The organism is Variovorax sp. dw_308 (assembly GCF_019207085.1).
Classification (GTDB): Bacteria; Pseudomonadota; Gammaproteobacteria; order Burkholderiales; family Burkholderiaceae_C; genus Variovorax.
The window spans coordinates 77,206-99,534 of record NZ_JAATOM010000012.1; the positions used below are offsets into that span (position 1 = coordinate 77,206).

The 22,329-nt window shown below is 67.7% G+C and carries 25 protein-coding genes and 1 pseudogene; 17 read left to right on the forward strand and 9 right to left on the reverse strand.

The features are described 5' to 3' along the window. Positions 1-18: 18 nt before the first annotated feature. Positions 19-2,250 carry a heavy metal translocating P-type ATPase gene (locus HCU76_RS22095; RefSeq protein ID WP_371319880.1) on the reverse strand — a complete coding sequence of 744 codons (2,232 nt, stop codon included), beginning with the start codon at positions 2,248-2,250 and terminating at the stop codon, positions 19-21. A gap of 127 nt (positions 2,251-2,377) precedes the next feature. Here HCU76_RS22095 and HCU76_RS22100 point away from each other — a divergent pair, with 127 nt between their 5' ends. From HCU76_RS22100 to HCU76_RS22110, 3 genes are read left to right on the forward strand one after another with little or no spacing between them, the layout of a single operon-like run. Then, the gene (locus tag HCU76_RS22100) at positions 2,378-2,803 is read left to right on the forward strand and encodes a Cd(II)/Pb(II)-responsive transcriptional regulator (protein ID WP_213954068.1); all 426 of its coding nucleotides are present in this window, start codon (positions 2,378-2,380) and stop codon (positions 2,801-2,803) included. Continuing rightward, the gene (locus HCU76_RS22105; protein ID WP_213954067.1) at positions 2,800-3,399 is read left to right on the forward strand and encodes a GNAT family N-acetyltransferase; all 600 of its coding nucleotides are present in this window, start codon (positions 2,800-2,802) and stop codon (positions 3,397-3,399) included. Before HCU76_RS22100 ends, HCU76_RS22105 begins: the two co-directional genes overlap by 4 nt. Next, positions 3,378-3,881 (forward strand): hypothetical protein, encoded by a 504-nt coding sequence (locus HCU76_RS22110; RefSeq protein ID WP_213954066.1) that lies wholly within the window; start codon positions 3,378-3,380, stop codon positions 3,879-3,881. The genes HCU76_RS22105 and HCU76_RS22110 overlap by 22 nt, the downstream gene beginning before the upstream one ends. On the opposite strand, the gene HCU76_RS22115 is transcribed toward HCU76_RS22110, so the two are convergent. Next, positions 3,841-4,770: a pseudouridine synthase gene (locus HCU76_RS22115; RefSeq protein ID WP_213954065.1), complete on the reverse strand. Its 930-nt coding sequence runs from the start codon at positions 4,768-4,770 to the stop codon at positions 3,841-3,843. The genes HCU76_RS22110 and HCU76_RS22115 overlap by 41 nt on opposite strands. Before the next feature lie 115 nt (positions 4,771-4,885). Between HCU76_RS22115 and HCU76_RS22120 the strand changes: the two genes are divergently transcribed. From HCU76_RS22120 to HCU76_RS22130, 3 genes are read left to right on the forward strand one after another with little or no spacing between them, the layout of a single operon-like run. After that, positions 4,886-5,323: a universal stress protein gene (locus HCU76_RS22120; protein ID WP_218510665.1), complete on the forward strand. Its 438-nt coding sequence runs from the start codon at positions 4,886-4,888 to the stop codon at positions 5,321-5,323. Continuing rightward, positions 5,323-5,823 carry a hypothetical protein gene (locus tag HCU76_RS22125; protein WP_213954063.1) on the forward strand — a complete coding sequence of 167 codons (501 nt, stop codon included), beginning with the start codon at positions 5,323-5,325 and terminating at the stop codon, positions 5,821-5,823. Before HCU76_RS22120 ends, HCU76_RS22125 begins: the two co-directional genes overlap by 1 nt. A 15-nt stretch (positions 5,824-5,838) precedes the next feature. Beyond that, complete coding sequence (locus HCU76_RS22130; RefSeq protein ID WP_218510666.1) at positions 5,839-7,209, forward strand: GAF domain-containing protein; 1,371 nt, start codon at positions 5,839-5,841, stop codon at positions 7,207-7,209. On the opposite strand, the gene HCU76_RS22135 is transcribed toward HCU76_RS22130, so the two are convergent. After that, positions 7,210-7,956 (reverse strand): hemerythrin domain-containing protein, encoded by a 747-nt coding sequence (locus HCU76_RS22135; protein WP_218510667.1) that lies wholly within the window; start codon positions 7,954-7,956, stop codon positions 7,210-7,212. Between the two features lie 218 nt (positions 7,957-8,174). On the opposite strand from HCU76_RS22135, the gene HCU76_RS22140 reads away from it, so the two are divergent. From HCU76_RS22140 to HCU76_RS37250, 3 genes are read left to right on the forward strand one after another with little or no spacing between them, the layout of a single operon-like run. Beyond that, the gene (locus HCU76_RS22140) at positions 8,175-8,876 is read left to right on the forward strand and encodes a phosphatase PAP2 family protein (RefSeq protein WP_213954060.1); all 702 of its coding nucleotides are present in this window, start codon (positions 8,175-8,177) and stop codon (positions 8,874-8,876) included. Positions 8,877-8,936: 60 nt separating this feature from the next. Then, entirely contained in the window at positions 8,937-9,176 is a 240-nt protein-coding gene (locus HCU76_RS22145; RefSeq protein WP_218510668.1) for an acyl carrier protein, read from the forward strand. Continuing rightward, complete coding sequence (locus HCU76_RS37250; protein WP_218510669.1) at positions 9,173-10,402, forward strand: beta-ketoacyl-[acyl-carrier-protein] synthase family protein; 1,230 nt, start codon at positions 9,173-9,175, stop codon at positions 10,400-10,402. The genes HCU76_RS22145 and HCU76_RS37250 overlap by 4 nt, the downstream gene beginning before the upstream one ends. A 3-nt stretch (positions 10,403-10,405) precedes the next feature. On the opposite strand, the pseudogene HCU76_RS22155 reads toward HCU76_RS37250, so the two are convergent. Then, positions 10,406-10,540, reverse strand: a pseudogene (locus HCU76_RS22155) (tyrosine-type recombinase/integrase); the annotation flags it as partial. 146 nt (positions 10,541-10,686) lie between these two features. Between HCU76_RS22155 and HCU76_RS22160 the strand changes: the two are divergent. The 6 genes from HCU76_RS22160 (at position 10,687) to HCU76_RS22185 (ending at position 14,316) form a co-directional block, all read left to right on the forward strand. Next, positions 10,687-11,358 (forward strand): dihydrofolate reductase family protein, encoded by a 672-nt coding sequence (locus HCU76_RS22160; RefSeq protein ID WP_213954057.1) that lies wholly within the window; start codon positions 10,687-10,689, stop codon positions 11,356-11,358. 136 nt (positions 11,359-11,494) lie between these two features. After that, entirely contained in the window at positions 11,495-11,965 is a 471-nt protein-coding gene (locus tag HCU76_RS22165; protein ID WP_213954056.1) for a cupin domain-containing protein, read from the forward strand. Positions 11,966-11,975: 10 nt separating this feature from the next. Beyond that, the gene (locus tag HCU76_RS22170) at positions 11,976-12,368 is read left to right on the forward strand and encodes a DUF4345 family protein (RefSeq protein ID WP_218510670.1); all 393 of its coding nucleotides are present in this window, start codon (positions 11,976-11,978) and stop codon (positions 12,366-12,368) included. A gap of 1 nt (position 12,369) precedes the next feature. Further along, positions 12,370-12,999 carry a LysE family translocator gene (locus tag HCU76_RS22175; protein WP_218510671.1) on the forward strand — a complete coding sequence of 210 codons (630 nt, stop codon included), beginning with the start codon at positions 12,370-12,372 and terminating at the stop codon, positions 12,997-12,999. A 327-nt stretch (positions 13,000-13,326) separates the two neighbouring features. Continuing rightward, positions 13,327-13,731, forward strand: coding sequence for a hypothetical protein (locus HCU76_RS22180; protein ID WP_213954053.1), 405 nt, complete (start codon positions 13,327-13,329; stop codon positions 13,729-13,731). 204 nt (positions 13,732-13,935) lie between these two features. Continuing rightward, entirely contained in the window at positions 13,936-14,316 is a 381-nt protein-coding gene (locus HCU76_RS22185; protein ID WP_213954052.1) for a glutaredoxin domain-containing protein, read from the forward strand. An 81-nt stretch (positions 14,317-14,397) separates the two neighbouring features. On the opposite strand, the gene HCU76_RS22190 is transcribed toward HCU76_RS22185, so the two are convergent. The 5 genes from HCU76_RS22190 to HCU76_RS22210 are packed head-to-tail and all read right to left on the reverse strand — an operon-like array spanning position 14,398 to position 20,051. Further along, entirely contained in the window at positions 14,398-15,117 is a 720-nt protein-coding gene (locus HCU76_RS22190; RefSeq protein WP_213954051.1) for an ABC transporter ATP-binding protein, read from the reverse strand. Then, positions 15,110-16,942, reverse strand: a complete 1,833-nt coding sequence (locus HCU76_RS22195; RefSeq protein ID WP_218510672.1) for an ATP-binding cassette domain-containing protein — start codon at positions 16,940-16,942, stop codon at positions 15,110-15,112. Before HCU76_RS22195 ends, HCU76_RS22190 begins: the two co-directional genes overlap by 8 nt. Then, on the reverse strand, positions 16,939-17,799 hold the full coding sequence (locus tag HCU76_RS22200; protein ID WP_256354341.1) for a branched-chain amino acid ABC transporter permease: 861 nt from the start codon (positions 17,797-17,799) through the stop codon (positions 16,939-16,941). Before HCU76_RS22200 ends, HCU76_RS22195 begins: the two co-directional genes overlap by 4 nt. A gap of 10 nt (positions 17,800-17,809) precedes the next feature. Next, on the reverse strand, positions 17,810-19,033 hold the full coding sequence (locus tag HCU76_RS22205) for an amino acid ABC transporter substrate-binding protein (protein WP_213954049.1): 1,224 nt from the start codon (positions 19,031-19,033) through the stop codon (positions 17,810-17,812). A 49-nt stretch (positions 19,034-19,082) separates the two neighbouring features. Further along, the gene (locus tag HCU76_RS22210) at positions 19,083-20,051 is read right to left on the reverse strand and encodes a VOC family protein (protein ID WP_213954048.1); all 969 of its coding nucleotides are present in this window, start codon (positions 20,049-20,051) and stop codon (positions 19,083-19,085) included. 246 nt (positions 20,052-20,297) lie between these two features. On the opposite strand from HCU76_RS22210, the gene HCU76_RS22215 reads away from it, so the two are divergent. Both HCU76_RS22215 and HCU76_RS22220 read left to right on the forward strand, forming a co-directional pair. Then, positions 20,298-20,780 (forward strand): MerR family transcriptional regulator, encoded by a 483-nt coding sequence (locus HCU76_RS22215; protein ID WP_213954047.1) that lies wholly within the window; start codon positions 20,298-20,300, stop codon positions 20,778-20,780. Further along, on the forward strand, positions 20,777-22,306 hold the full coding sequence (locus HCU76_RS22220) for an MFS transporter (RefSeq protein WP_218510673.1): 1,530 nt from the start codon (positions 20,777-20,779) through the stop codon (positions 22,304-22,306). Before HCU76_RS22215 ends, HCU76_RS22220 begins: the two co-directional genes overlap by 4 nt. Positions 22,307-22,329 lie beyond the last annotated feature (23 nt).

The following is a 22,329-nucleotide window of genomic DNA, read 5'->3' on the forward strand; positions in this document are numbered from 1 at the left end:
CGCATTCGGGGACAGGCCTTACTTCCGCATCAGGCGCAGGCCGTTGCCCACCACCAGCAGGCTCGCGCCCATGTCGGCGAACACGGCCATCCACATCGTTGCACTGCCCATCACCGCGAGCACGAAGAACACCGCCTTGATCGCCAGCGCGATGGCGATGTTCTGCCACAGGATGGCGTGCGTGCGGCGCGAGAGAGCGATGGTGTCGGCGATGCGGCCGAGGTTGTCGTTCATGATGACCACGTCGGCGGTTTCCACGGCAATGTCGCTGCCGGCGGCGCCCATTGCGAAACCGATGTCGGCCTGCGCGAGCGCGGGCGCGTCGTTGATGCCGTCACCGGTCATGGCGGTGGGGCCGTAGCGCTTCTGCATCTCGCTGATTGCGGCCAGCTTGTCCTGCGGCAACAGGCCGCCGCGTGCGTCCGCGATGCCGGCCTCGCGGGCAACGGCCTGCGCGGTGGCGGGGTTGTCTCCGGTGAGCATGACGGCCGCGACACCCATGCGCGCCAGTTGCGCCACGGCGTGCACCGAGCCCGGCTTGAGCGTGTCGGCCACAGCGAACAGCGCCAGCACGCCGTCCTCGTCGGCCAGCAGCGTGACGGTGCGGCCCAGGGCCTCGTGGGCTTCGAGTTCGGCATCGAGCGTGCTAGTGCTTTGCTGGCGTTCCTTGATGAGCCGGTGGTTGCCCAGCACCAGCCGTCGGCCGCCGACCCATCCCTCGACGCCCCGACCCACGAGCGCCTTGAACGAATCGACCTCGACCGGCACCGCGTCCAGCCCCGCCGCGATCGCGCGCGAGACCGGATGGTCGGAACGCACGGCCAGGCTGCGGGCCAGCAGCCATGCGCGCGCCTCCTGCGCGCCATCGATGGCCCGTGCTTCGACGAGCCGGGGCTTGCCTTCGGTCAGCGTGCCGGTCTTGTCCAGCGCCACCGCCTTGATCAGCCGCGCCGTCTCCAGGTAGGTGCCGCCCTTGATGAGGATGCCGCGCCGGGCCGCCGATGCCAGCCCGCTGACCACGCTGACCGGCGTCGAGATGACCAGCGCGCACGGGCAGGCGATGACTAGCAGCACCAGCGCCTTGTAGATGGCGTCGAGCCACGCCCAGTCGAGCAGCAGCGGCGGCAGCACCGCCACCGCCAACGCCATCGCGAAGACGGCCGGCGTATAGATGGCCGCAAAGCGGTCGACGAAACGCTGCGTCGGCGCCCGCGTGCCTTGCGCCTCTTCGACGGCGTGGATGATGCGGGCCAGCGTGGTGTCGCTGGCCGCGGTCGTCACGCGGTACTCCAGTTCACCATCGAAGTTGATGGTGCCCGCGAAGAGCGGCAGCCCCGGCCCCTTGTCGACGGGCATGCTCTCGCCCGTGACCGGCGCCTGGTCGACGCTGCCGTAGCCCTTGGTGACCGTGCCATCGAGCGCCACGCGCTCGCCCGGCTTGACGCGGGCGATCGCGCCGACCTCGATGGCGGCGGACTTCACGCGCTGCCATGCGCCGTCCTGCATGACCTCGGCATCGTCCGGCGCAAGCGCGACCAGGCCCTGGATCGCCTGCCGGGCCTTGTCGACGGCGCGAGCCTCGATCAGTTCCGCGATGGCGTAGAGCGCCATCACCATCGCCGCCTCCGGCCACTGGCCGATCACGAAGGCGCCGGTTACGGCCACCGACATCAGGGCGTTGATGTTGAGGCGGGCATGCCGCAGGGCCAGCAAGCCCTTGGTGTAGGTTTCGATGCCGGCGAGCCAGATCGCCACCGCCGCGACGCCCATGCCGGCGACGCGCCAAGCCGTCGTGTCGGGGGCGAAGTAGTGGACGCACTCGGCCAGCAGTGCGAGGGCGAGCGCGGCGCCGAGGCGGGCGTGGATCGACGTGCCGGATGCAGCGTGCTGCGCGTGATCGTGGTCATCCGCATGACCGTGCCCCTCCACCGAGGCACCCGGCAACGGACCCGCGCCGACCGGCACCGGCGCGAAGCCCGCCTTGCGGATCGCGGCCAGCGCAAGAGGCAGCGCCTCATCGCTGCCGTCGATGCGCAGCAGCCGCCGGGCCAACTGGAAATGCAGCCCGCGGATGCCCGCGATCGGTTCGACGACACGGCGGATCTCCGATTCCTCGATGCTGCAATCCATCGTTGCGATGCGATAGGTGCCGGGCGCGGCGACCAGCGCGGCAGCCGGGGTCAACGCCTCTGGTTCGGGTGCGCAGCAAGCGCCTGTGTGTGCGCCGTGTGTGTGTGAATGATTTGCCATGTTCGCTTTCTGAGCTCGAGCCGGGATGGCAATGCCACATCGACTGGAGCGGGCATTTCACACCTTGGAGCCGCTCCAAGGTCAAGCGCGTAGCATGCGGAGAACGCACCAGCACGGAGCCACGGCCATGAAAATCAGCGAACTCAGCCGGGCGACCGGCGTCGACAGCGACACCATCCGCTACTACGAGAAGACGGGCCTGTTGCCCGCGCCCGCGCGCGAACCCAACGGCTACCGCGCCTACGGGCCGGAGCACCTGGAAGGCCTGTCCTTCGTGCGGCATTGCCGGGCGCTCGACATTCCCTTGGCCGACGTGGCCCGGCTGCTGGCCTTCAGCGCCGCACCCGGCGGCGACTGCGGCGACATCAACCGCCTCATCGACGACCAGATCGGCCGCGTGCGCGCCCGCCTCGCCAGCCTGCAGGCGTTGGAGGTGCAACTCACGCAATTGCGCAGCCGCTGCACCGAGCCGCACGAGGCCGCCGACTGCGGGATCCTCAACGAGCTCGTCTCCGCCGCGCACGGTGAAGCGTGCGCCTGCCATCCGACATGACCCCAGCCAGGACGATCGACACCCGCTTCCTCGACATCCACAACGCGTCGCCCGCCGAATGGGCCGCCTACCACCGCTACCGCAGGCTGCGCGCCAGCCAGGACACGCCGGATGAACCTGTGCTGGCCGACGCGGACTTCGAGCTTGCCGTGCGCAAGCGCTCCCCGCTCATCGAATCGCGCCGCTACGTCGCGCTGATCGACGGCGAGGTGGTTGGCAACCTGTTCATCGGCGCGCGCCGCAATGGCTCGCCCGACTACGAGACCTTTGCGCCCTTCCTCGACGCCGGTGGCGGCGTGCTGCACGAGCATCGCCGGCAGGGTGTCGCCACCGCCTTGCTGCGGCCGCTGCTGGATTTCATGGAAGCGCACGGGAAGCACACAGCCACCGCGAGCGCGGACCTGCCCGCAGGCCACGCCTTCCTCAGCGCCCTCGGCGCTACCGAGAAGCTGCGGATGATCGAGAACCGCCTGCCGCTGGCCGGGCTGGACTGGGCCGAACTGGCGCGCTGGAAGGCCGGCGTGGACGCGCCGGCGCTGGGCCTGCGCTGGAGATTCACGCGGGCCGGGTGCCGATGGACCGGCTTGCCGAACTGATGGGCCCCTTCACGGCCATCGTCGACGACATGCCCCAGGGCGCCGGCCCGTCGCTGCGCTTCGAACTGCAAGCCCACATCACCTGGTACGAGGAGATGGACCGCATCGGCAGCGAGCACTTCGTCGTCATGCTGGTCGACGGCAGGAACGAGGTGGCCGCGGTGTGCAACGCCCATTGGGACGCACGCTTTCCGGACCGGCTGTTCCAGGCCCTCACCGGCGTCACGAGACCGTGGCGCGGCAAGGGCCTGGCGAAGGCAATGAAGGCCGCCATGCTCGAGCTGGTGCACACACGCCATCTCGAGGTGCAGATGATCATCACCTCCAACGCCGAGATGAATGCGCCGATCCTGTCGATCAACCAGCGCCTGGGCTTCGCGGTGCACCGTTGCAACGGCCAGTACCAGCTGGACCGGCAGGCGTTGCGCGACTTCCTGGCGTTCAGGGCGACACCGGCCAGCCCGTCAACGAACGCGCACTGACGAACTCCCTCGCCATGCCGGTGAGCGGGTCGTCAAAGGCCAGCTTGCGCGCGAGCAATTGCATCGGCCGCGCCAGGTCGTCGGGGCCGAAGGGCTTGAGCACCGGGTAGATCTCGTCGTTGACGATCGGCATGCCGAGCGCGTTGCAATGCACGCGCAACTGGTGCTTGCGGCCGGTCACGGGCGACAGCCGCAGCCGCCCATGCTGCCCGCGCACTTCGAGCAACTCGATGTGCGTCTGCGAATTGGGCTCGCCAGGCGCCTCCTGCGTGCGCATGAAATGGGCGTCGGGCAACAGCCGGCTCTCATACGAAGCCGGCGCCGTGGCGCCGGACGGCCAATGCACGATGGCCTCGTATTCCTTGTGCATCGCACGATCGATGAACAGCCGCTGGTACTGCCCGCGCGAGGCCGGGTTGGCGGAGAACAGCACGAGGCCCGCAGTCGCCCGGTCGATGCGGTGCAGCGGCACCAGTGCGTCGATGCCGAGCGCCCGTTTCAAGCGCACCAGCAGGCTTTGCTGCAGGTACGGTCCGGAGGGCGTGACAGGCATGAAATGCGGCTTGTCCACGACGACCAGCTCGGCGTCTTGATGGAGCACCGTTTCGTACTCGGGCAGTTCGGGCTCCCTGCCGAGCGAGCGGTAGTAGAAAAGGCGCAGGCGCGGCTGGTAGCGCCGCGTGGGCGTGACCGGTTCGCCGCGCTCGTCGACCACCGTGAGCGCCGCGATGCGCTCCAGCCACGTACTGCGCGCGATCGCCGGAAAGCGCTCCACGAGAAAGTCCAGCATCGTCGGCCAGTCGCCTTCCGGCAGCGCCACCACGCTGGGCCCGACGCCGTCGCGCGTGGGCAAGGGCGCGACGGGGCGAGTCGATGGCGGGATGGGCATGGCGCCCACTCTATCGTCACATCGAGCGATCACCGCGCAGCCCACCGTCGCTTCATGGATGACGCCGCACGACAGCCGTCGTATCCTCATGCATCCACAGCTCCCGGGGAAAGCGATGATGAAGATTCTTCTGCCCATTGACGGCTCCGACGAGGCACTGGCCGCGGTGCGGCATGCGATCCGGCTCGTGGACGAAGGGCTGAAGGCAAGCTTCGTGGTGGCCAACGTGCAGGCGCCGGCCAACCTCTACGAGATGGTGTCGGCGCCCGACATCGGGGTGCTCGAAGAAGTGAGCACAAGCGCCGGCACGCACCTGCTGGCGTCGGCCGAGGCGCTGCTGCGGCACGCGGGCCTCGAGTTCGAAAGCGAGGTCGGCACGGGCGACCCGGGCCACACGCTGGTGGACATCGCGGAAGGCTTCGCCTGCGACATGATCATCATGCAGACCTCCGGCTCGAGCGACCTGCGCAGCGCGCTGGTGGGCTCGGTCTCTCATTCCGTGCTGCACGGCGCCGGGGTTCCGGTGATGCTGGTGAAGGCCGTCGGGGATTGATGGCTGCAGCCCCTCCCTGCGCGCTGCTCACGGCCGAGTTCATCGCGATGGTGAACCGGGGCGTGTCGACCGTGGTCGCATCGCGCGACGCGGCCTTGAGGCCGAGCCTGATGCGGGCCATGGGCAGTTCCATCTCGATGGACGGCACGCGCATCACCGTGTTCCTGGCGCGCAGCCAGGGCAGGCAACTGTTGCTTGACGTGGCGTCCACCGGGCAGATCGCAGTGGTGTTCAGCGACCCGGGCAGCCACCGCACCTTGCAGGTGAAAGCTGGCGCGGTCGAGCTTCGCAACGCCGATGCGGGCGACACGGCCCTGCTGCGACGCTACCTGCTCGCGATGGAGCGCGAGATCAGCGCCATCGGCTACCCGACCAGCGTGGTCGACGCCATGCTGGCCTGCCGGCTCGAGGACCTGGTGGCGATCAGCTTCTCGCCAGCCGCCGCCTTCGACCAGACGCCGGGCCCGCGCGCGGGCAGCGCATTGCCGGCGACGAACTGAACGCCCGGCGCACCGATGACGATCCACGCCACCATCGAGCTGTCCGCGATCCGCGGCTGCCTCGAAGGCATGGTGCCGTCGATGATGGCGACCTGCGCGCAGGACGGCACGCCCAATGTCGCCTATCTGTCGCAGGTCTGCTATGTGGACGATCGCCACGTCGCCCTGTCCTTCCAGTTCTTCAACAAGACGCGCCAGAACATCCTGGCCAACCCGCACGCGGCGGCGCTGGTGATGCATCCGCGTACCGCCGCCTTCTACCGGCTGCACCTGCACTACCTGCGCACCGAAACCAGCGGCCCGACTTTCGAGAGCATGAAGGCGCAACTGGCGGGCATCGCCTCGCACTCCGGCATGGCGGGCGTCTTCAAGCTGCTGGGCGCCGACATCTACGAGGTGCTGTCCATCGAATGCGTGGACGGCTCGCCGTTGCCCGCGCCACCGGCGCCAGCGATCGGCCTGCTGGGTGCGCTGCGCCGTTCGGCCGAGCGGCTGATGCGCTGCAGCGGCACCGACGAACTGCTGCAGGCCACGCTCGCCACCCTGCACGACCAGATGGACGTGCAGCATGCGATGGTGCTGATGCTGGACGCCAACGCGCACCGGCTCTACACGGTGGCCAGCGCGGGCTATGCGACCTCCGGCGTGGGCTCCGAGATCGAGATGGGCCACGGCGTGATCGGCGTCGCGGCACGCGAATGCACACCGGTGCGCATCAGCCACATGACCAACGCGGCGAGCTACAGCCACGCGGTGCGCAGCAGCATGCAATTGCTGGAGCCGGGCCTGGCGCTCGACACCGACATCCCCTACCCCGGCCTGCCCGAGCCGCACAGCCAGCTGGCCGTGCCGATCGTCTCGACCGGCCGGCTGCTGGGCGTGCTTTTCGTCGAAAGTCCGCTGGACATGCGCTTCGGCTACGAGGACGAGGACGCGATGGTCGCCATTGCCGGGCAACTGGGCGCCGCGCTGGAATTGCTGCAGAACGCCGCGGAACCGGCCGGCGAGACGCCTTCCGTGCAGGACGCCGCGCCGCCGCGCGCGCAGCCAGCGCCCGGCGCAGCCGCGCTGGAGCTGCGGCACTACCGGGTCAACGACAGCGTGTTCATCGACGGGCAGTACCTGATCAAGGGCGTGGCCGGCGCCATCCTGTGGAAGCTGCTGCGCGACCACGCCGGCCACGGCCGCAGCGAGTTCAGCAACCGCGAGCTGCGGCTCGACCCAAGCATCGGCCTGCCCGACGTGGCCGACAACCTGGAGGCGCGCCTGGTGCTGCTGCAGCGCCGGCTGGTGGAGAACAGTCCCCACATCCGCATCGAGAAGACCGGGCGGGGACGCTTTCGGTTGCGTGTCGAGCGGGCCGTGAACCTGGTCGAGATGGGCTGATCAACAGCCTTCGAGCGGTCCGCGTTCCACCGGTAGGCCGAGGCTCTTCATCAGCTTGGTCCATTCCTGCTCGCGCAGATGCGGTCGCACCAATCCGAGCGCCGCCTCGAAGGCCGGCGCGGGCGCATGGGCCTGCATGTCGCCCAGCATCGCGGCGCGCTGGGCCGGGTTGATCCACGGCACCATCCAGCGCACGGCGAACATCATTTCATGCGGCGGAATCGAGGCCAGCAGGGCGTTGTGGATGTCGATCAGCTCCGCGTCCGTGTAGCGCGCCCACAGCACCGCGTTGTGCGCCGTTTCCTCGATGTACATGTGCTCGTAGTTGTGCGAGACAAAGAGCGACAACCGGCCGTAGAGCGTCGCCGCGGCCCGCGCCCGGTCCTCCGGCGCGCATTGCAGAAGGGCCGTGACCAATTCCCCGAGCAAGCGGATGTCACGCTCGTGCTCTTCATGCTCATGCGCGATGACGCCGCTCGCGCCCGGCGCACGCGCCTCCAGTGCAGGATGGATGAACTCGTTCTCGTGCGCCAGGTGCGAACGGCAGAAGTCGAGCAGTTCCATCACGCGCTGCGTGGTCTGCGCCAGCTCCAACGCGTCGTCGCAGTCCATGCGGCCCACCGCCAGCAGCGTGTCTGCCATCAGCGCGCGCAGCCCCTTGTGAATGCCTGCATACAAATCGACGCGCGATGCATTTGCGGCCGCGGCCTGCGCCACTCGTTGCAGTTCGTCGAGGTCGTTCTTCATGGTGATCGGTCCTTCATTCAAGTGGGTGGAAGGCGGTGCCGGATGCGCCAGCCTTGAACGGAAGTCTAGGAACCGGCGCGCCGCAGCGCTGCTAAGAAATGCCTAAGGGATTACTCAGAATTTCTTAAATGGGCTTGGACGCCCAAGGGATTTGCGTGCCACGCCGTCAGCTTGTTGTCGTGCGTTCGGCATATGCTCGGGCAGGCTCGACCACGCACATGAATCCATCGACAGACTCGTTTGGCATCCCCGCCCCACCGCCCTGGAAAGCCGAGATGTGGCTGCGCTTTCGCAGTTTGTTCTGGCTGAAGCTCGTGGGCACCACGACCTTCACCTGGCTCTTTTTCATCGGCTACTTCCACCTGCTGCGCCATCCGGTCAATTCCGTGACGGAGATGCCGCTGACCGCGCTGGACCACCTGATCCCGTTCGGGCCGCAATGGCTGGGCGCGTACCTGTCGCTCTGGCTCTACGTGGGCGTTGCGCCCGGCTTGCAGCGCAACTTTGCCGAGCTTGTGGTCTATGGCCTCTGGGTGGGCGGGCTATGCCTGTCCGGCCTGGCCCTGTTCTACGTGTGGCCGACCGCGGTGCCCCCGCTGGCCTTCGACGTCTCGGGCTATGCCGGCTTTGCCATGCTGCAGGGCGTCGACGCGGCGGGCAACGCCTGCCCCTCGATGCATGTGGCGGCGGCCATGTTCACGGCCTTGCGGCTAGACGACGTGTTCCGGCAGGCGCGCACGCCGATCGCCTTCCGGCTGGCGAACGCCCTGTGGTTCATGGCCATCGTGTATTCGACGCTGGCGGTCAAGCAGCACGTGGCGCTCGACGCCCTCGCCGGCGCGCTCCTGGGCCTGGCTTTCGCGCTGCCCTCGTTGCACTGGCGTCCCACCCCCCATCGGATGGAAGCCCTCACGGTCTGAACGGATATCATCCGTCATCAATGACTAACTGGCCTCGCTCGGTGGCCACGCGATACAGGCATGAGTTCGCTGAAAGAATTGCAGGAACTGATCCACGAGAAGTACGGGATCGACACGTCCACACTCGACCCGAACACCTCCTTGCGCGACAAGGGATTTGATTCGCTGGCATTGGTGGAATTCGTGTTCGCGATCGAAGACAGGTTCGGCATCACCATGCCCGATGCCGACACCGACGTCGACACGCTGGCCAAGCTGGCCGATCTGGTCGACCAGCTCAAGGCCGCGCAGACAACGTGAACGTGCGGGTCGACGTCACCGGCCTGGGTGTGATGGCGCCGCATGGCGCGGACGCCCAGGCGATGTTCGAGGCACTGATGCGCGGCGAATCCGCGGTGCGACCAGTCTTTCCGGAACTGCCCAAGCCCGCCGCCGCAGCCACCGTGGCCTTCGACGAGACGCGCTGGTTCACCAAGCTGCAACTGGCCGGCGTCGACCGGGTCAGCCAGCTTGCAGTGGCCGCGGCCGACCTGGCCATGCGCGATGCGGGTTTGTCCGACGGCGGCAACGGAACCCATGTCGACCCCGAACGCATCGGCATCTACGCGGGTTGCGGCATGGGCGGAGCCACGGCGCTCGAGTCCGCCTACCGCAGCGGCGGACGTGTGCCGCCGCTGACCATCCCGGCCTTCATGCCCAACGCGCCCGCCTCGCACATCGCGCTGCGCCAGCGTGTGCAGGGGCCGGTGTTGACCTACTCCGTGGCCTGCGCCTCGTCCGCGATCGCCATTGCTGAAGCAGCCAAGGCGATACAGCGCGGCGAGATCGACGTGGCCATTGCCGGCGGCAGCGAGGCGCTGGTGGTGCCCGGCGTGGTGCTGGCCTGGCAGGCGATGCAGACGCTCGCCACCTTCCAGCCCGGCGAGGCGGCTTCGGCGGTGCGGCCTTTCGCGGCCGATCGCAGCGGCTTTGCGCTGGGCGAAGGGGCCGCGTTCATCGTGCTGGAATCGGCCGAGCGCGCCCGGGCGCGAGGCGCCCGCAGCTATGCGACGCTGGCCGGCTGGGGCATGAGCTGCGACGCCACGCACCTGACCAAGCCCGACGCCACGGGCCAGGCCCGCGCCATTCGCGCCGCGCTGAAACAGGCCGGGCTGCAGCCCCGGGACGTCGGGTACTGCAACGCACACGGCACGGCCACGCGCATCGGCGACGTGGTGGAGCGCGATGCGCTGGCTTCCGTCTGGGGTGAGGACGAGGCCTTTGGCGATCTGCGCGTGAGTTCGACCAAGGCCTTGCACGGCCACCTGCTCGGCGCGGCTGGCGCACTGGAAGCCGTGGTGACGGTGCTGGCGCTGCACCACCGAGCATTGCCGCCCAATGCGAACTGCGCCACCGTCGAGCCGGCATGCGGCGGCCTGAACCTGGTGCGCGAAGCCGGCGCCAACGCGCCGGGGCTGGAAGCGGCCATCAGCAATTCGTTCGCGTTCGGCGGGACGAACTCGGTGCTGGTGTTCACCAGGCAGTGATTTTCAGAGGATGTCGAGCGGGCTGAGCACGCCGCGCCCGGCCTTGTTGAGCACGTGCGGGTAGATCATGGTGGTGCTCACGGCACTGTGGCCGACCAGATCCTGGACCGTCCGGATGTCGTAGCCGGCCTGGAGGATGTGTGACCTGCCCCCTCCCGCCATGCCATTCATAACGAGGAAGTCCGGGGTTGGCGATGCGCTATGAGTCGACAGGGTAGCCAAAACTGCGCGCGACATTAAAGTCGGCGAACGAGCCACCCGCTGAGGACAGGAGCGTTTCCATCATGGCCAGAAAACTCATCGCATCCACATTCGCCTCGCTCGACGGAATCATGCAGGCGCCGGGCGGGCCGGAGGAAGACCCCACGGGTGGGTTCAGCCTTGGCGGCTGGATGTTCAGCTACGCGGACGACAGCATGGACATCTCCGAGGCAGGCTTCGACGGAAAGGATCGCGAGCTGGTGCTGGGGCGCAAGACCTATCAGATCTTCGAGGCGTACTGGCCCTACCAGCCAGACGACAACCCGATCGCGAAGACGCTCAATGCAGCAAGAAAGCATGTGGCTTCGCGCACGCTGACAACGCTGCACTGGAACAACTCGGTCCTGCTCGATGCAGACGTGGTCCCGGCGATCACCGCGCTCAAGGCCTCGCCGGGCCCGGACCTGCAGATGATCGGCAGCGGCGACCTGATTCAAACGCTGCAGGCCGCTTCGTTGATCGACGAGTACAACGTGTGGACCTTTCCGGTGGTGCTGGGACGAGGCAAGCGGCTCTTCGGCGAGACGGCCAGGCCATCGGCGCTTCGGCTTGTCCGGTCGAAGCTCTCGACGAGCGGCGTGGTGATGAGCACCTATTTGCCGAGCGGCGATATAGAGCCCGGTTCGTTCGCGAGCGCCGCGCCGAGCGAGAGGGAACTGGCTCGACGCGAGAGGATGGCGAAGGGGATCTGGTGAATCCCGACCCCGGCCCACTCCCGCGCGCGGGAGTGGGAGTGAAGGGAGTGAAGGGGGTGAACGCCCTCTTGCGCGGCCCGGTGCCGAACGCATACTTCCTTCGCGAATATCCGCACGCGAAGAAAGGATGGTCTGCATGCGCCTTCACAGGACAACCCTGGGTCTACTCATTGCCGTTGCATTCGTTGCCGGCATCGTCGTCGCACCGACGGCCCATCACCTGATCGGCGAGGCGCATGCGCAGGCGGCGCCGTTGCAGCCGATGGTGATCGACCTGATGGCGATCAAGCATGGCGACCTCCCCACAACGCCGCTGCCCGAGATGAACTCCAAGGGCCTGGTGAGCACCGACAACGCCACCATCGCGATCCAGTCCGGCAACGTCGCCAAGCACAACCATCCGAAAACCGACGAGATCCAGTACATCATCGAGGGAACCGGCGCGATGTGGCTCGGCAATGAACGCAAGGAGTTCAAGCCGGGCACGCTGATCATCATTCCCAAAGGCATGGCGCATGGCGGTTCGATCGTGACGAGCGGACCGGTCAAGGCGATTGCGATCAAGATACCGCCGCAGCCGAAGGACGACACGGTCTTCATGAACTGAGTCCCGCGCCATGCCCGACAGCGAAGCGCTGCTCGCGAGCCAATGGGTCGTGCGCATCGGATTGTTCCTGGTGGCGGCAATTGCCATGGCCGGGGGCACCTTGCAGATGGTGCTGGGCCAGCCGCACACCGAGCCACGGCTGGACAACGTGCACCGCTTCATGGCCGGGGTGTACTTCTCGACGGGGCTCATCAGCCTCTGGGCCGGCATCACGATCCGGCAGCAAGGAACCCTGGTCTACCTGCTGGCGCTGGGCGTGCTGCTGGCTGGTTGCGGGCGACTGCTGTCGATCAGCAAGGTCGGATTGCCGAAGCCGGCCGCGGTCTGGCTGGGCTATCTCATTCCGGAACTGGTGCTGCCCTTCGTCATCGCCGGTGCGCACTACGCCGGTCACGGAGTCTGAGATGTTCCCCACCGAAGTCCTCGCCGCCTACCTCTTCGCCGTGCTGCTGGTCGTGATCGCACCGGGGCCGGACAACATCCTCGCGATCAGCCGCGGGCTCAGCCAGGGGCGGGCCGCCGCGGTGCTTTCATCGATTGGCGCGGGGCTGGGCATCATGGTCCACACCACGGCCGCGGCGCTGGGGCTGACGCTGGTGATCCAGGCGTCGCCTGCGGCCTTCTGGGCGGTCAAATTGATTGGCGCGGCCTACCTGCTGTGGCTGGGGTTCAAGGCGCTGGCCTCGCGCAATCTGATCTCCTTCACGCCGGCCGCGCGGCAGAGCCTTCCGCGCGTGTTCGCGACGGGGCTTCTGTCGAACGTGCTCAACCCGAAGCCGGGGCTGTTCGTGCTGGCGTTCATCCCGCAGTTCGTCAGCGCGTCGCGCGGCTCGGTGACGGTGCAGATGCTGGTCTACGGCGCGATCTTCGCGGTGGTGACGGCCATCATCTTCTCGGTGCTGGGCAGCTATGCGGCCAGGCTGTCCGGATGGCTGGAGCGACGGCCGAAGGCGACGAGCTGGCTCAACTTCGGGGCGGGGGCGACGTTTGTCGCTTCGGGGGTGTCGATACTGGTGCTGGGGAATCGGCGCTGAGGGGCGCGGCGGCGGGGCATGCCCTCAATCCGGCCCTCTCCCGCAGGCGGGAGACGGGGTAGCCACCGTGCGCCATCACAAGCCCTCCCGGTCAGCAAGTGCACAGCAAAGTCGCGACCCATTCAGGGTCCGGTACATCACCCATTCGCGGTACATGAAAGCACGAGTGCATCACGCCTGATACACCGCGCCGCCATTGCGCCACGGAAAGTGACAAAAGTCACATGACCCCTATGCAGCCTGCACTCCTTCAAAGAGGACAGGACGACTAAATTTGCCCGCACCCAAGTCGCGCAACCGGCGCGAATCCACTTCGGAGCACGGCCCATGAAACTCTCTTCGCGCTTCCTGTTCTGGACGACCTGCATGCTGTCGCTGGTGGCAGCACTCGGCGCACTGCTGCATCCGATCCCGGCGGTCGCCGAAGACCGCACTTACCTGAACAAGGGCGAGATCCAGGAAAGCCTGGTCGGCAAGGCGATCCTGTCGAAGAACCTGCAGAGCGGCGCGGTGTCACATTGGGCCTACCACGCGGACGGCACGGTCGACGCGTCGCGCTCCGGCATGGGCAAGGCCAGCGGCACCTGGGCCATTCGCGACGACGGGCAGATGTGTGTGACGATGGTCAAGCGCACGGGCTGCCGCTACTGGTTCCGCAAGGGTGACACGCTGGCCAACGCGGACACCAATTCGCCTGGCGCGCCGGTCGTGGCGGAAGTGCTCTTCGAGTAAGGCGCTTTCAGGCGCCGGCCGGGCGCCAGAGGGCCAACAGCGACGGACCCGTGGCCGGGTCGGTGTCGCACGGGAAAGTGACAAGGCGGCGGCAACGGCACGCGATGCAAACGGAGGTCGCGGACGCCAAAATGCTGCCTGCTGCCGCCACCCAGGCGCTCGCGTCTGCGCGCGGCACAGTCACTCAACCCCTGAAAGCCGCCCATGCCCCGCCCCGTCCTCGACGAAGCCCACATCCACCCCGCCATCCGTACCAAGGTGGCCGAGAGCCGCCAGACCCTCGTGCGCGAGGTCGTGGCCGCGATCGCTTCCAACGACGTGGTCGTGGTGGGCATGGCGATGAACCCGCATCCCCGGAGAGCGCGCAAGGCGCTGGACCAGGCCGGGCAAGCCTACAAGTACCTGGAGTACGGCAGCTACCTGAGCCAGTGGCGCGACCGCAATGCGCTCAAGATCTGGACCGGCTGGCCGACCTTCCCGATGGTCTTCGTCAAGGGCGTGCTGGTCGGCGGCGCGACCGAGGTGCAGAAGCTGATCGACAGCGGCGAATTGAAGACCTTGCTGCAGCGCGGCGCGCCGAGTTGAGAGCGGGGGGATCGCGTCGAGATGGCAAAGCCACATCGACTCGAGAACCCCCAGCGCCGGGCCAAGCCCGGCCCGCCCCCATCAAGCGCTCGCGGCCTCCAGCCCAAGATAGGCACGTCGCAATTCCGGCCGCGCCATCAGCTCATCGGGCGGCCCGACCGCCACGATGCGCCCCTCTTCCAGCACGGCGGCCTGCTGTGCAATCGCCAGCGCCATGCTGACGTTCTGCTCCACCAGCAGGACGGAGATGCCGTCCTGGTGGATGCGACGTATCGCCTCGAACATGTCGAGCACGATGCTCGGCGCCAGGCCGAGCGAGGGCTCGTCGAGCAGGAGCAGCCGGGGCTGCGCCATCAGCGCGCGGGCGATGGCCACCATCTGCTGCTGGCCGCCGGACAGCGCACCGGCCGGCTGCGACAGCTTTTCGGCGAGCACGGGGAACAGCTCGCACACGCGAGCCAGCGAACGCGCACGCTCGCGCCGCGCCGCGGGCAGGTAGCTGCCGATCTCCAGGTTCTCGCGCACCGTCATCCCGGTGAACAGCCGACGCCCTTCCGGCACCAGCGCAATGCCCCGCGCGCAGAAGCGATGCGGCGCCAGCCGCGAGATGTCCTGCCCCTCGAACACCATGCGCCCGGCGCCGATGCGGTGCAGCCCGGCAATGGCATGGATCAGCGTGCTCTTGCCGGCGCTGTTGGGGCCGACGACGCAGAGCAGTTCGCCAGCGCCAATGCTCAGCGACACATCCCACAGCGCAACCGCCTGGCCGTAGGCGACGCGGATCGAATGCAGCTCAAGCATGGGCCGGCTCCGGGTCGAAGCCCGCTGCTGTCGGCAAACCCGCTTCCTTCGCCTGGCCGAGATAAGCCGCGACCACGGCGGGCCGCTGCATCACCTCGGCCGGCAGGCCTTCGGCCAGCACTTCGCCACGGTTGAAGATCACGACGCGGTCGCACAGCGCCATCACCGCACGCATGACGTGCTCGACGAAGACGATGGTCGCGCCCTGGTCGCGGATGCGCCGGATCAGCGCCACGGCCTCGTCGATCTCCGAAGGCGTGAGGCCGGACAGCACCTCGTCCAGCATCAGGATCCGCGGCCGCGCGGCCAGGGCGCGGGCGAATTCCAGGAACTTGCGCTGGTGCAGGTTGAGTTCGGCCGGCAACGCATGGGCCCGCCCGGTCAGGCCGGTGAAGGCCAGCCACTGCCAAGCCTCGTCCTCGGCCGCGCGGCGGTCCAGCGATGCGGCGCCGAACATCGCCGGCAGCGCCACGTTCTGCAGCACCGTGAGGTGCGCGAAGGGCCGCGGGATCTGGTAGGTGCGGGCCATGCCGCCATGCGCGATGCGGTGGGCCGGGATGCCGGAGATGCGCCGTCCCGCGAACTCGATGTTGCCCGCGCTCACCGCATAGTGGCCGCTGGCGACGTTGATGAAAGTCGACTTGCCCGACCCGTTGGGCCCAAGCAGGCCAAGGATCTCGCCCTGCCGCACTTCCAGGTCCACGCCGCGCAGCGCCTGCACACCTTTGAAGGACTTGTGCACGCCCTGTGCGCGCAACAGCACCTCGCCGGTCTGCGGCGCGGGCGATGCGGGCTGCGTCAGCGATCTTGCGGAGGCCATATCCGCTTCTGACACGGGTTGCGTCGTCGACATTGCAGCGACCTTGCGCCCCGCTGTCGCAGGCCCGCGCCGCGCCCCCCACCACTTCAGCGCCTGCCCCAGCAAGCCCTCCGGCATGAACAGGATCACGACGATCAGCACCAACCCCGTCAGCCCCTTGCCGATGACCGCGCTCTCGCTGCCGGTGAAGGCATAGAGCAGCAGCGTGATCGCGGTAGCGCCGACGATCGGCCCGGCCCAATGGCGCGTGCCGCCCAGCACCGCCATCAGGATGACGGTGAGCGGCATCGCGATGGTGAAGGTGTCGCCGGTCGTCACGTACGAGATGAACAGCGCATGCACGCCGCCCACCAAGCCGGCCAGCCCGCAGGAGAGCGCGAAGGCGCCCAGCTTGTAGCGGAAAGTGGGCACGCCCATCACTTCCGCCACGTCCTCGTCGTCATGGATGGCAAACAGGCCGGTGCCGAAGCGCGAGCCATGCACGACCAGCGCCGCCACCACCGCGAGCAGCGCGCCAGCCAGCGCAAGCAGGTAGAAGGTGCCCGATGCCGTCGGCCCGATCGCCGGCACCGCAACGCCGGCCATCGACACGCCCGGCCCGCCATCGATCGGCGTGTTGAGGATGATCGTGGCCACCACGAAGGTCGCGGCCAGCGTCAGCAGCGAGAACAGCTCCGCGCGAACGGCCTGCACGCGGAACGCGACGGCGCCAAGCAGCGAGCCGAACAGCGCGGCAGCCACGGCCGCTGCCGGCAAGGTCCAGAGGAAGGGCACGTCGAAGCGCGTCGCCAGCGTGGCCGTGGTGTACATGCCGATGCCGAAGAACGCGCCATGCCCGAAGGAGAAGTACCCCGAGTAACCCGAGAGCAGGTTCCACGAGGTCGCCAGCGCGATCCAGTGCAGCACCAGGTAGAGGATGGATTCATAGAAGGCGGGCAGGCGCAGCCACGGGACCACGGCCAACACCGCGCCCACGGCGAACAGCAGCAACAGCGAACGCCTCAAGCCACCCTCCCCGGCCGCGCCAGCAGCACGGCCATCAGCAGCGAGAAGGACACCAGCGGCGCCCACGAAGGCGCGGTGACGGCCATGGTGACCGCCTCCGTCACACCGATGATGCAGCCGGCGATGAGCGGCCCCAACGGCCGGCCCAGCCCACCCAGCATGACCGCCGCGAAGACCACGCCGATCCACGCGTAGATCTGCGAAGGCGACATCGTGTAGGCCAGCGCGATGCACACGCCCGCCACGCCGGCGAGCGCCGCGTTCAGGCCCGAGAGCATCAGGGCCAGCGCATTCTGGTTCACGCCGAAGGCCGCGGCGATCGGCGCGTCTTCCGCCGCGGCGCGCATCGCCTTGCCGAGGTCGGTGCGGCTCATCACGAGCCACACCGCGAATGAAATCCCGACGCCCAGGCCCAGCGTGATCAGTTCCGGCACCGGCAGGAACAGCGGTCCGAGCCGCAGCTTGTGCTCCGCGTAACTCGATTCGAGCTTGCGAAAGTCTGCAGTCCACACCCACTGGATCAGCGCTTCGATGATCACCGTCACGCCGAAGGTCACGAGCAGCGAGTTGAACGGACTCACGCGGAAGCGCGTCAGCAGCGCGTGCAAGGCCACCCCCAGCACGAAGAACAGCGGCACGATGATCGCGAGCGTGAGCAGCGGGTCCATGCCGAACCGGCTCGACAGCTCGTAGGTCAGGTACGCACCCAGGAAGGCCAGTGCGAAATGCGCCAGGTTGATCTGCCGCAGCAGGCCCCACGACAGGCTCAGGCCCAGTCCCAGCAAGCCGTAGAGCGCGCCGGTGAACAGGCCTGCAAGAACCGACTGGGCCAGCAGCGTGGCGCTGGGAAGGTTCATCCGGGCTCGGCTACGTGCTTCGGGTCACCAGCTTCGCGCCGGGCGCGGCCCACTCGGGCGGCCAGACCGTCACCCACTTGCCGTTCTGCACTTGCTTCACCTTGCTCAGGTCGGCGCCGAAGTTGCCGCGCTCGTTGAAGCGCAGCTTGCCCTGGATGGTGTCGACCTGGTTCGCCTTGAGCCAGGCGGCCATCGCCTTGTCGTCGATGCCCTTGGTGGCGACCACCGCCGCCTCGATGAGTTGCCAGGCGGTGAACGAGGCCGCGGCCTGCGTCTCGACGGTCGTGTCCGGCAGGTTGGCTTGCGTGGCACGCTCGCGGTAGACCTTCACGAACTCGGCGGCGGCAGGGTTGCTGGTGAACGGCGGATGGTCCTCGAAGATCGTCATCGAGAGCGCACCGTTGGCCTCCGGCGCCTTCAGCATCGGCGCCGGAGAAGGGAAGTGATAGAAGTGCAGGCGCGGCGCATAGTCGATCTTCTTCATCGCATCGAGCAGTTGCGTGCCCTCCAGGCCGATCGCGCCGGTCCAGATGAAATCCGGGTTCGCTTCCTTGATGCGCCCGGCGATCGGGCCGTAGTCGCGGTTGCCGAAGTCCCATTCGAGGAACAGCACTTCATTCAGTCCGCGCTGCTTCGCCACCTCGCGCGCGCCCAGCGCAACGAAGTGCACCGACGGGAACTTGCTCGTGACCACCGCGATGGTCTTCGGCGGCTGCGCCGTCTTGTTGAGCGCGTCCAGCACCAGCGCCGGCAAGGTCTTCTCCGGGTCCGGCCCGATCGACCAGGCCGGGAACTGTTGCGCGTACTTCGCCAGGTTCGGGATGCCGAAGGTGTGGTGCACCAGCGTCTTGTTGTAGCGCTCCGCCACGCCCATCGCCGCCAGGATGTTGCCCGTCGCGTAGGGGCCGATCAGCAGGTCGACCTTGTCGGAGGTGACGAGTTGCTCGTAGAGCGTGCGCGCCAGGTCGGTCTTCGACTGGTCGTCCTTCAGCACCCATTCCACTGGCCGGCCGAGCAGGCCGCCGCGCTTGTTGAGCCCGTCGACATAGATCTCGCCAGTGAGCTTGTGCACCAGGCCCGTCGCCGACAGCGGTCCCGTGAGCGCCAGCGTGCCGCCGATGCGAATCGGCGCGCCCGCGGGCTGCGCCCCGGCGTTGCCCCCGAGCAGCGAACTCGCGCCGAGCGCGCCGATCGAGCCGGCAGCGGCCACGAATGAACGACGGTCCATGGTCATGCTTGTCTCCTTGAAATGGGGGAATGCGGCCTGTTCGACCGCGCGGGCTTCAGCCCTGGATCTCGAAATTGGTGACGAACTCTTCCGGCACCTTCGGACCCCAGGCGTAGAACGAGTCCTCCGGCGGGTGGTCCGCCGAGGTCCAGTCGAAGTCGCCGGGCACGTAGTCGATGTCGAAGGAGTACTCGGCGTAGCTGCCCCACGGGTCACGCACGTAGTAGAAATAGTTGGAGCCCAGCACATGCCGGCCCACGCCCCAGCCCTCGGTGTGGCCAGCCGCAAGCATCTGCTCCATGCCGCGCCCCACCTCGTCGACGCTGCCCACGTCCCAGCTCGAATGATGCAGGCCCGGTCCGTTCGACTTGGCCATCGCGATCATGTGATGGTCGCTGCCATGCGCACCATGCAGGAACACGATGATGTCGGCCGAGCGGTCGGAGACGCGCAGGCCCAGCGCCTTCTCATAGAAGTCCGCGGCGGCGGCGACGTCCGGCGAAAACAGCAGCACATGCGACAAGCGGCGTGGATGCACCTTGGGAATGCGCGAGCGCGCGAGCGATGCGCCCGTACCCACCGGCACCGGGTCCGCCACGATGGGTGTGCTGCGCGCATCCGCCATGCTCTTCGGCCCCACCACGACCTGCACCGGAAAGCCGTCCGGATGCATGAGCCAGAGGCCTTCGTCGTTGCCCAGTGGATGCGGCGCGCAGGGCGGGAGTTTCAGTTCATCGATGCGTGCGGCGATGGCGTCGAAGTCCTCGGCAAAACAGGCAAAGCGCAGGTACTGCAGCTTCTTCGGCCCCGGCGCCTGGAAGACTGACCCCCACGTGTGCGGATGGCCGCAGGTGCGCAGGTCGAGCTGGCCGTTCGTACGCCGCAACTGCAGGCCGAAGGCATCGTAGAAGCGCACCGCCGTGTCGAGGTCCGGCACGGTGAAGACGAAGCGGTCCAGCGAGTGGACGCCGTGGACGCTGGCGCGTTCAGCGGACTTCTGTGTGCGTAGCTGGAGACCTGTCATCTGCCTCTTCCCGGTGGTCGCGCCCACCTCGATGAAAACAATTTGATTCGCCAATCAAACTATATCGACGGGAAGTTTTGGGATGGCTAGGGTTAACAATTAGCAACAGTAGTGCCCGCAGCCCCGATGTGGGACGCCGGTTTTCCATCGTCGGACGCGCGACAACACGGCGGGGCCGCCTCACCCAAACCTGTACGTTCACGTATATGTTGTGCTAGACTTGCTCCCGCCAGGAGCGAATCGGCCATGCCCATCAAGGAAGCAGCCCCACCCGTCACCGTCCGTGAAGCCGCAGCCCGGCTCGGCGTAACGCCGCGCACCCTCAAGTACTACGAGGAGCGCGGGATCGTCGTGCCCATGCGCAGCGAAGGCCGCTACCGCCTCTACGAAGCGGCCGACCTCGAGAAGCTCGCGCGCGCATTGCGCATGAAGTCGCTGGGCTTCTCGCTCACCGTCATCACCGCGATGCTCCAGCAGCCCGTGGACGAAGCGCCGGAAGGTGGCTCGTCGGCGCTGTCCGAGGCGTCGCTGCGCAAGCTGCACGACACGCTCGGCGAACAGATCGCCGCGCTCGATGCCCGCATGGCGCAGGTCCGCCGCGAACTCAAGGAAGCCTCCGCCTTGCACGCGCAACTCCAGCGCGACCAGCAGTACGTGGAGCGCCGCCTCGCAGGCGAGGCGCCGGCAGCCGCGCTGGCGCATCTCCGCCGCGGCGGGCCGGCGCGATGAAGCCGCAGCGCATCAGCGCCTCATCGGCGATGCCGTGGGCGATCGGCCTCGTGGTCGCGCTCGATTACTTCGACGCGGCGCTGTTCGCCTTCTTCGCGACCTACATTTCCGCGGGCGTCAACGCGTCGCCCGAGGAACTGGTCTGGGCCTCCAGCGCCTACGCCCTGTTCGCGGTGCTGGGCATCCTGCAGCAACATGCGTGGGTCGAACGCATCGGCTACCGCCGCTACCTGGCCATTTGCATGTTCATGTTCGCGCTCGGCGGCTTCGGCGCCGCGCTGTGCGACAACTCGGCGCAGCTCACGCTCGCGCGGTCGCTGCAGGGCTACTTCATCGGCCCGATGCTCGGCGCCTGCCGCATCCTGATCCAGAACAACCTACCCGCCTCCGGCCGACCCAAGGCCCTCAAGTCGCTGATGACGCTGGTCGTCTTCGGCGGGGGGCTCGCGCCGATCCTCGGCGCCTGGCTGGTGGCCGGCTTCGAATGGCGCTGGCTGTTCGTGTGCACCGCCATCCCGGCCGTGGGCGTGGGGCTGCTGGTGCTGTGGTCGGTGCCTGACGTGGGCGATGTGCCTTTCCAGCAGCGCACCGAGCCCCACCATGTGGCCTTCCTGGTGTTCGCACTGGCGCAGGCCGCGCTGCAAGTGGTGCTGACGCGCACGCACTTCGAGTTGTTCTCCGGCTCGCCGGCCATGGTCGGCATGGCCATCGCAGGGCTGGCCGGGCTTGGCTGGTTCGCGGTCCAGCAGTGGACGCATCCCGCGCCGATCATTCGCATGCGAACACTGCAGAACAAGACCTTCCAGGTGGGCCTGGCGCTGTACGTCGTCTACTACTACCTCTCGACGGCCTTCAGTTACCTGCTGCCGCGCCTGATGGAAGGCGGCTACGGCTACACGGTGAGCGAAGCGGGCTACCTCACAGGCACGATCGCGCTGGTGACCGGCTTGCCGCTGTTCGTCTACCTGCGCTACGCCTCGCGGCTCACGCGCAAGAAGTGGCTGATCGTGGCCGGCTTCGGCGTCGCGGCCGTCGCGGGCTTCTGGATGGCGCACCTGTCGCCCGAGGCCAGCGAGGTCGCGCTCGTCGGGCCACTGGTGCTGCGCGGCCTCTTGATGCTGTTCATCGTGCTGCCCGTGGCCAACCTCACCTTTCGGCAGTTCGCGGGCGAGGAGTTCGCGCACGGCTACCGGCTGAAGAACCTCATGCGGCAGCTTGCCATGTCATTCGCCACGTCGAGCGTGATCGCGTTGCAGCAGCATCGGCTGGCGGTGCACGAAGTGCGGCTGAGCGAGACGACGACGCCTGCGAACGCGAATTTCATGCAGGCCGTCGATGCGCTCACGCGAGGCTTCGAGGCCTCGGGACATGCCGTGTCGCAGGCGCATGCGATGGCGCTTGGCACCTTGCAGCGCTTGCTTGAGCAACAGGCGACATTCATGGCCTCGATGGACGGCTTCACCGCGATCGCGGCGATCGCGCTGGCGGCAGGGCTGTTTGCGGCGTGGCAGCGACGCATCGACTGACGACTTCGCAATCAAACGCATAA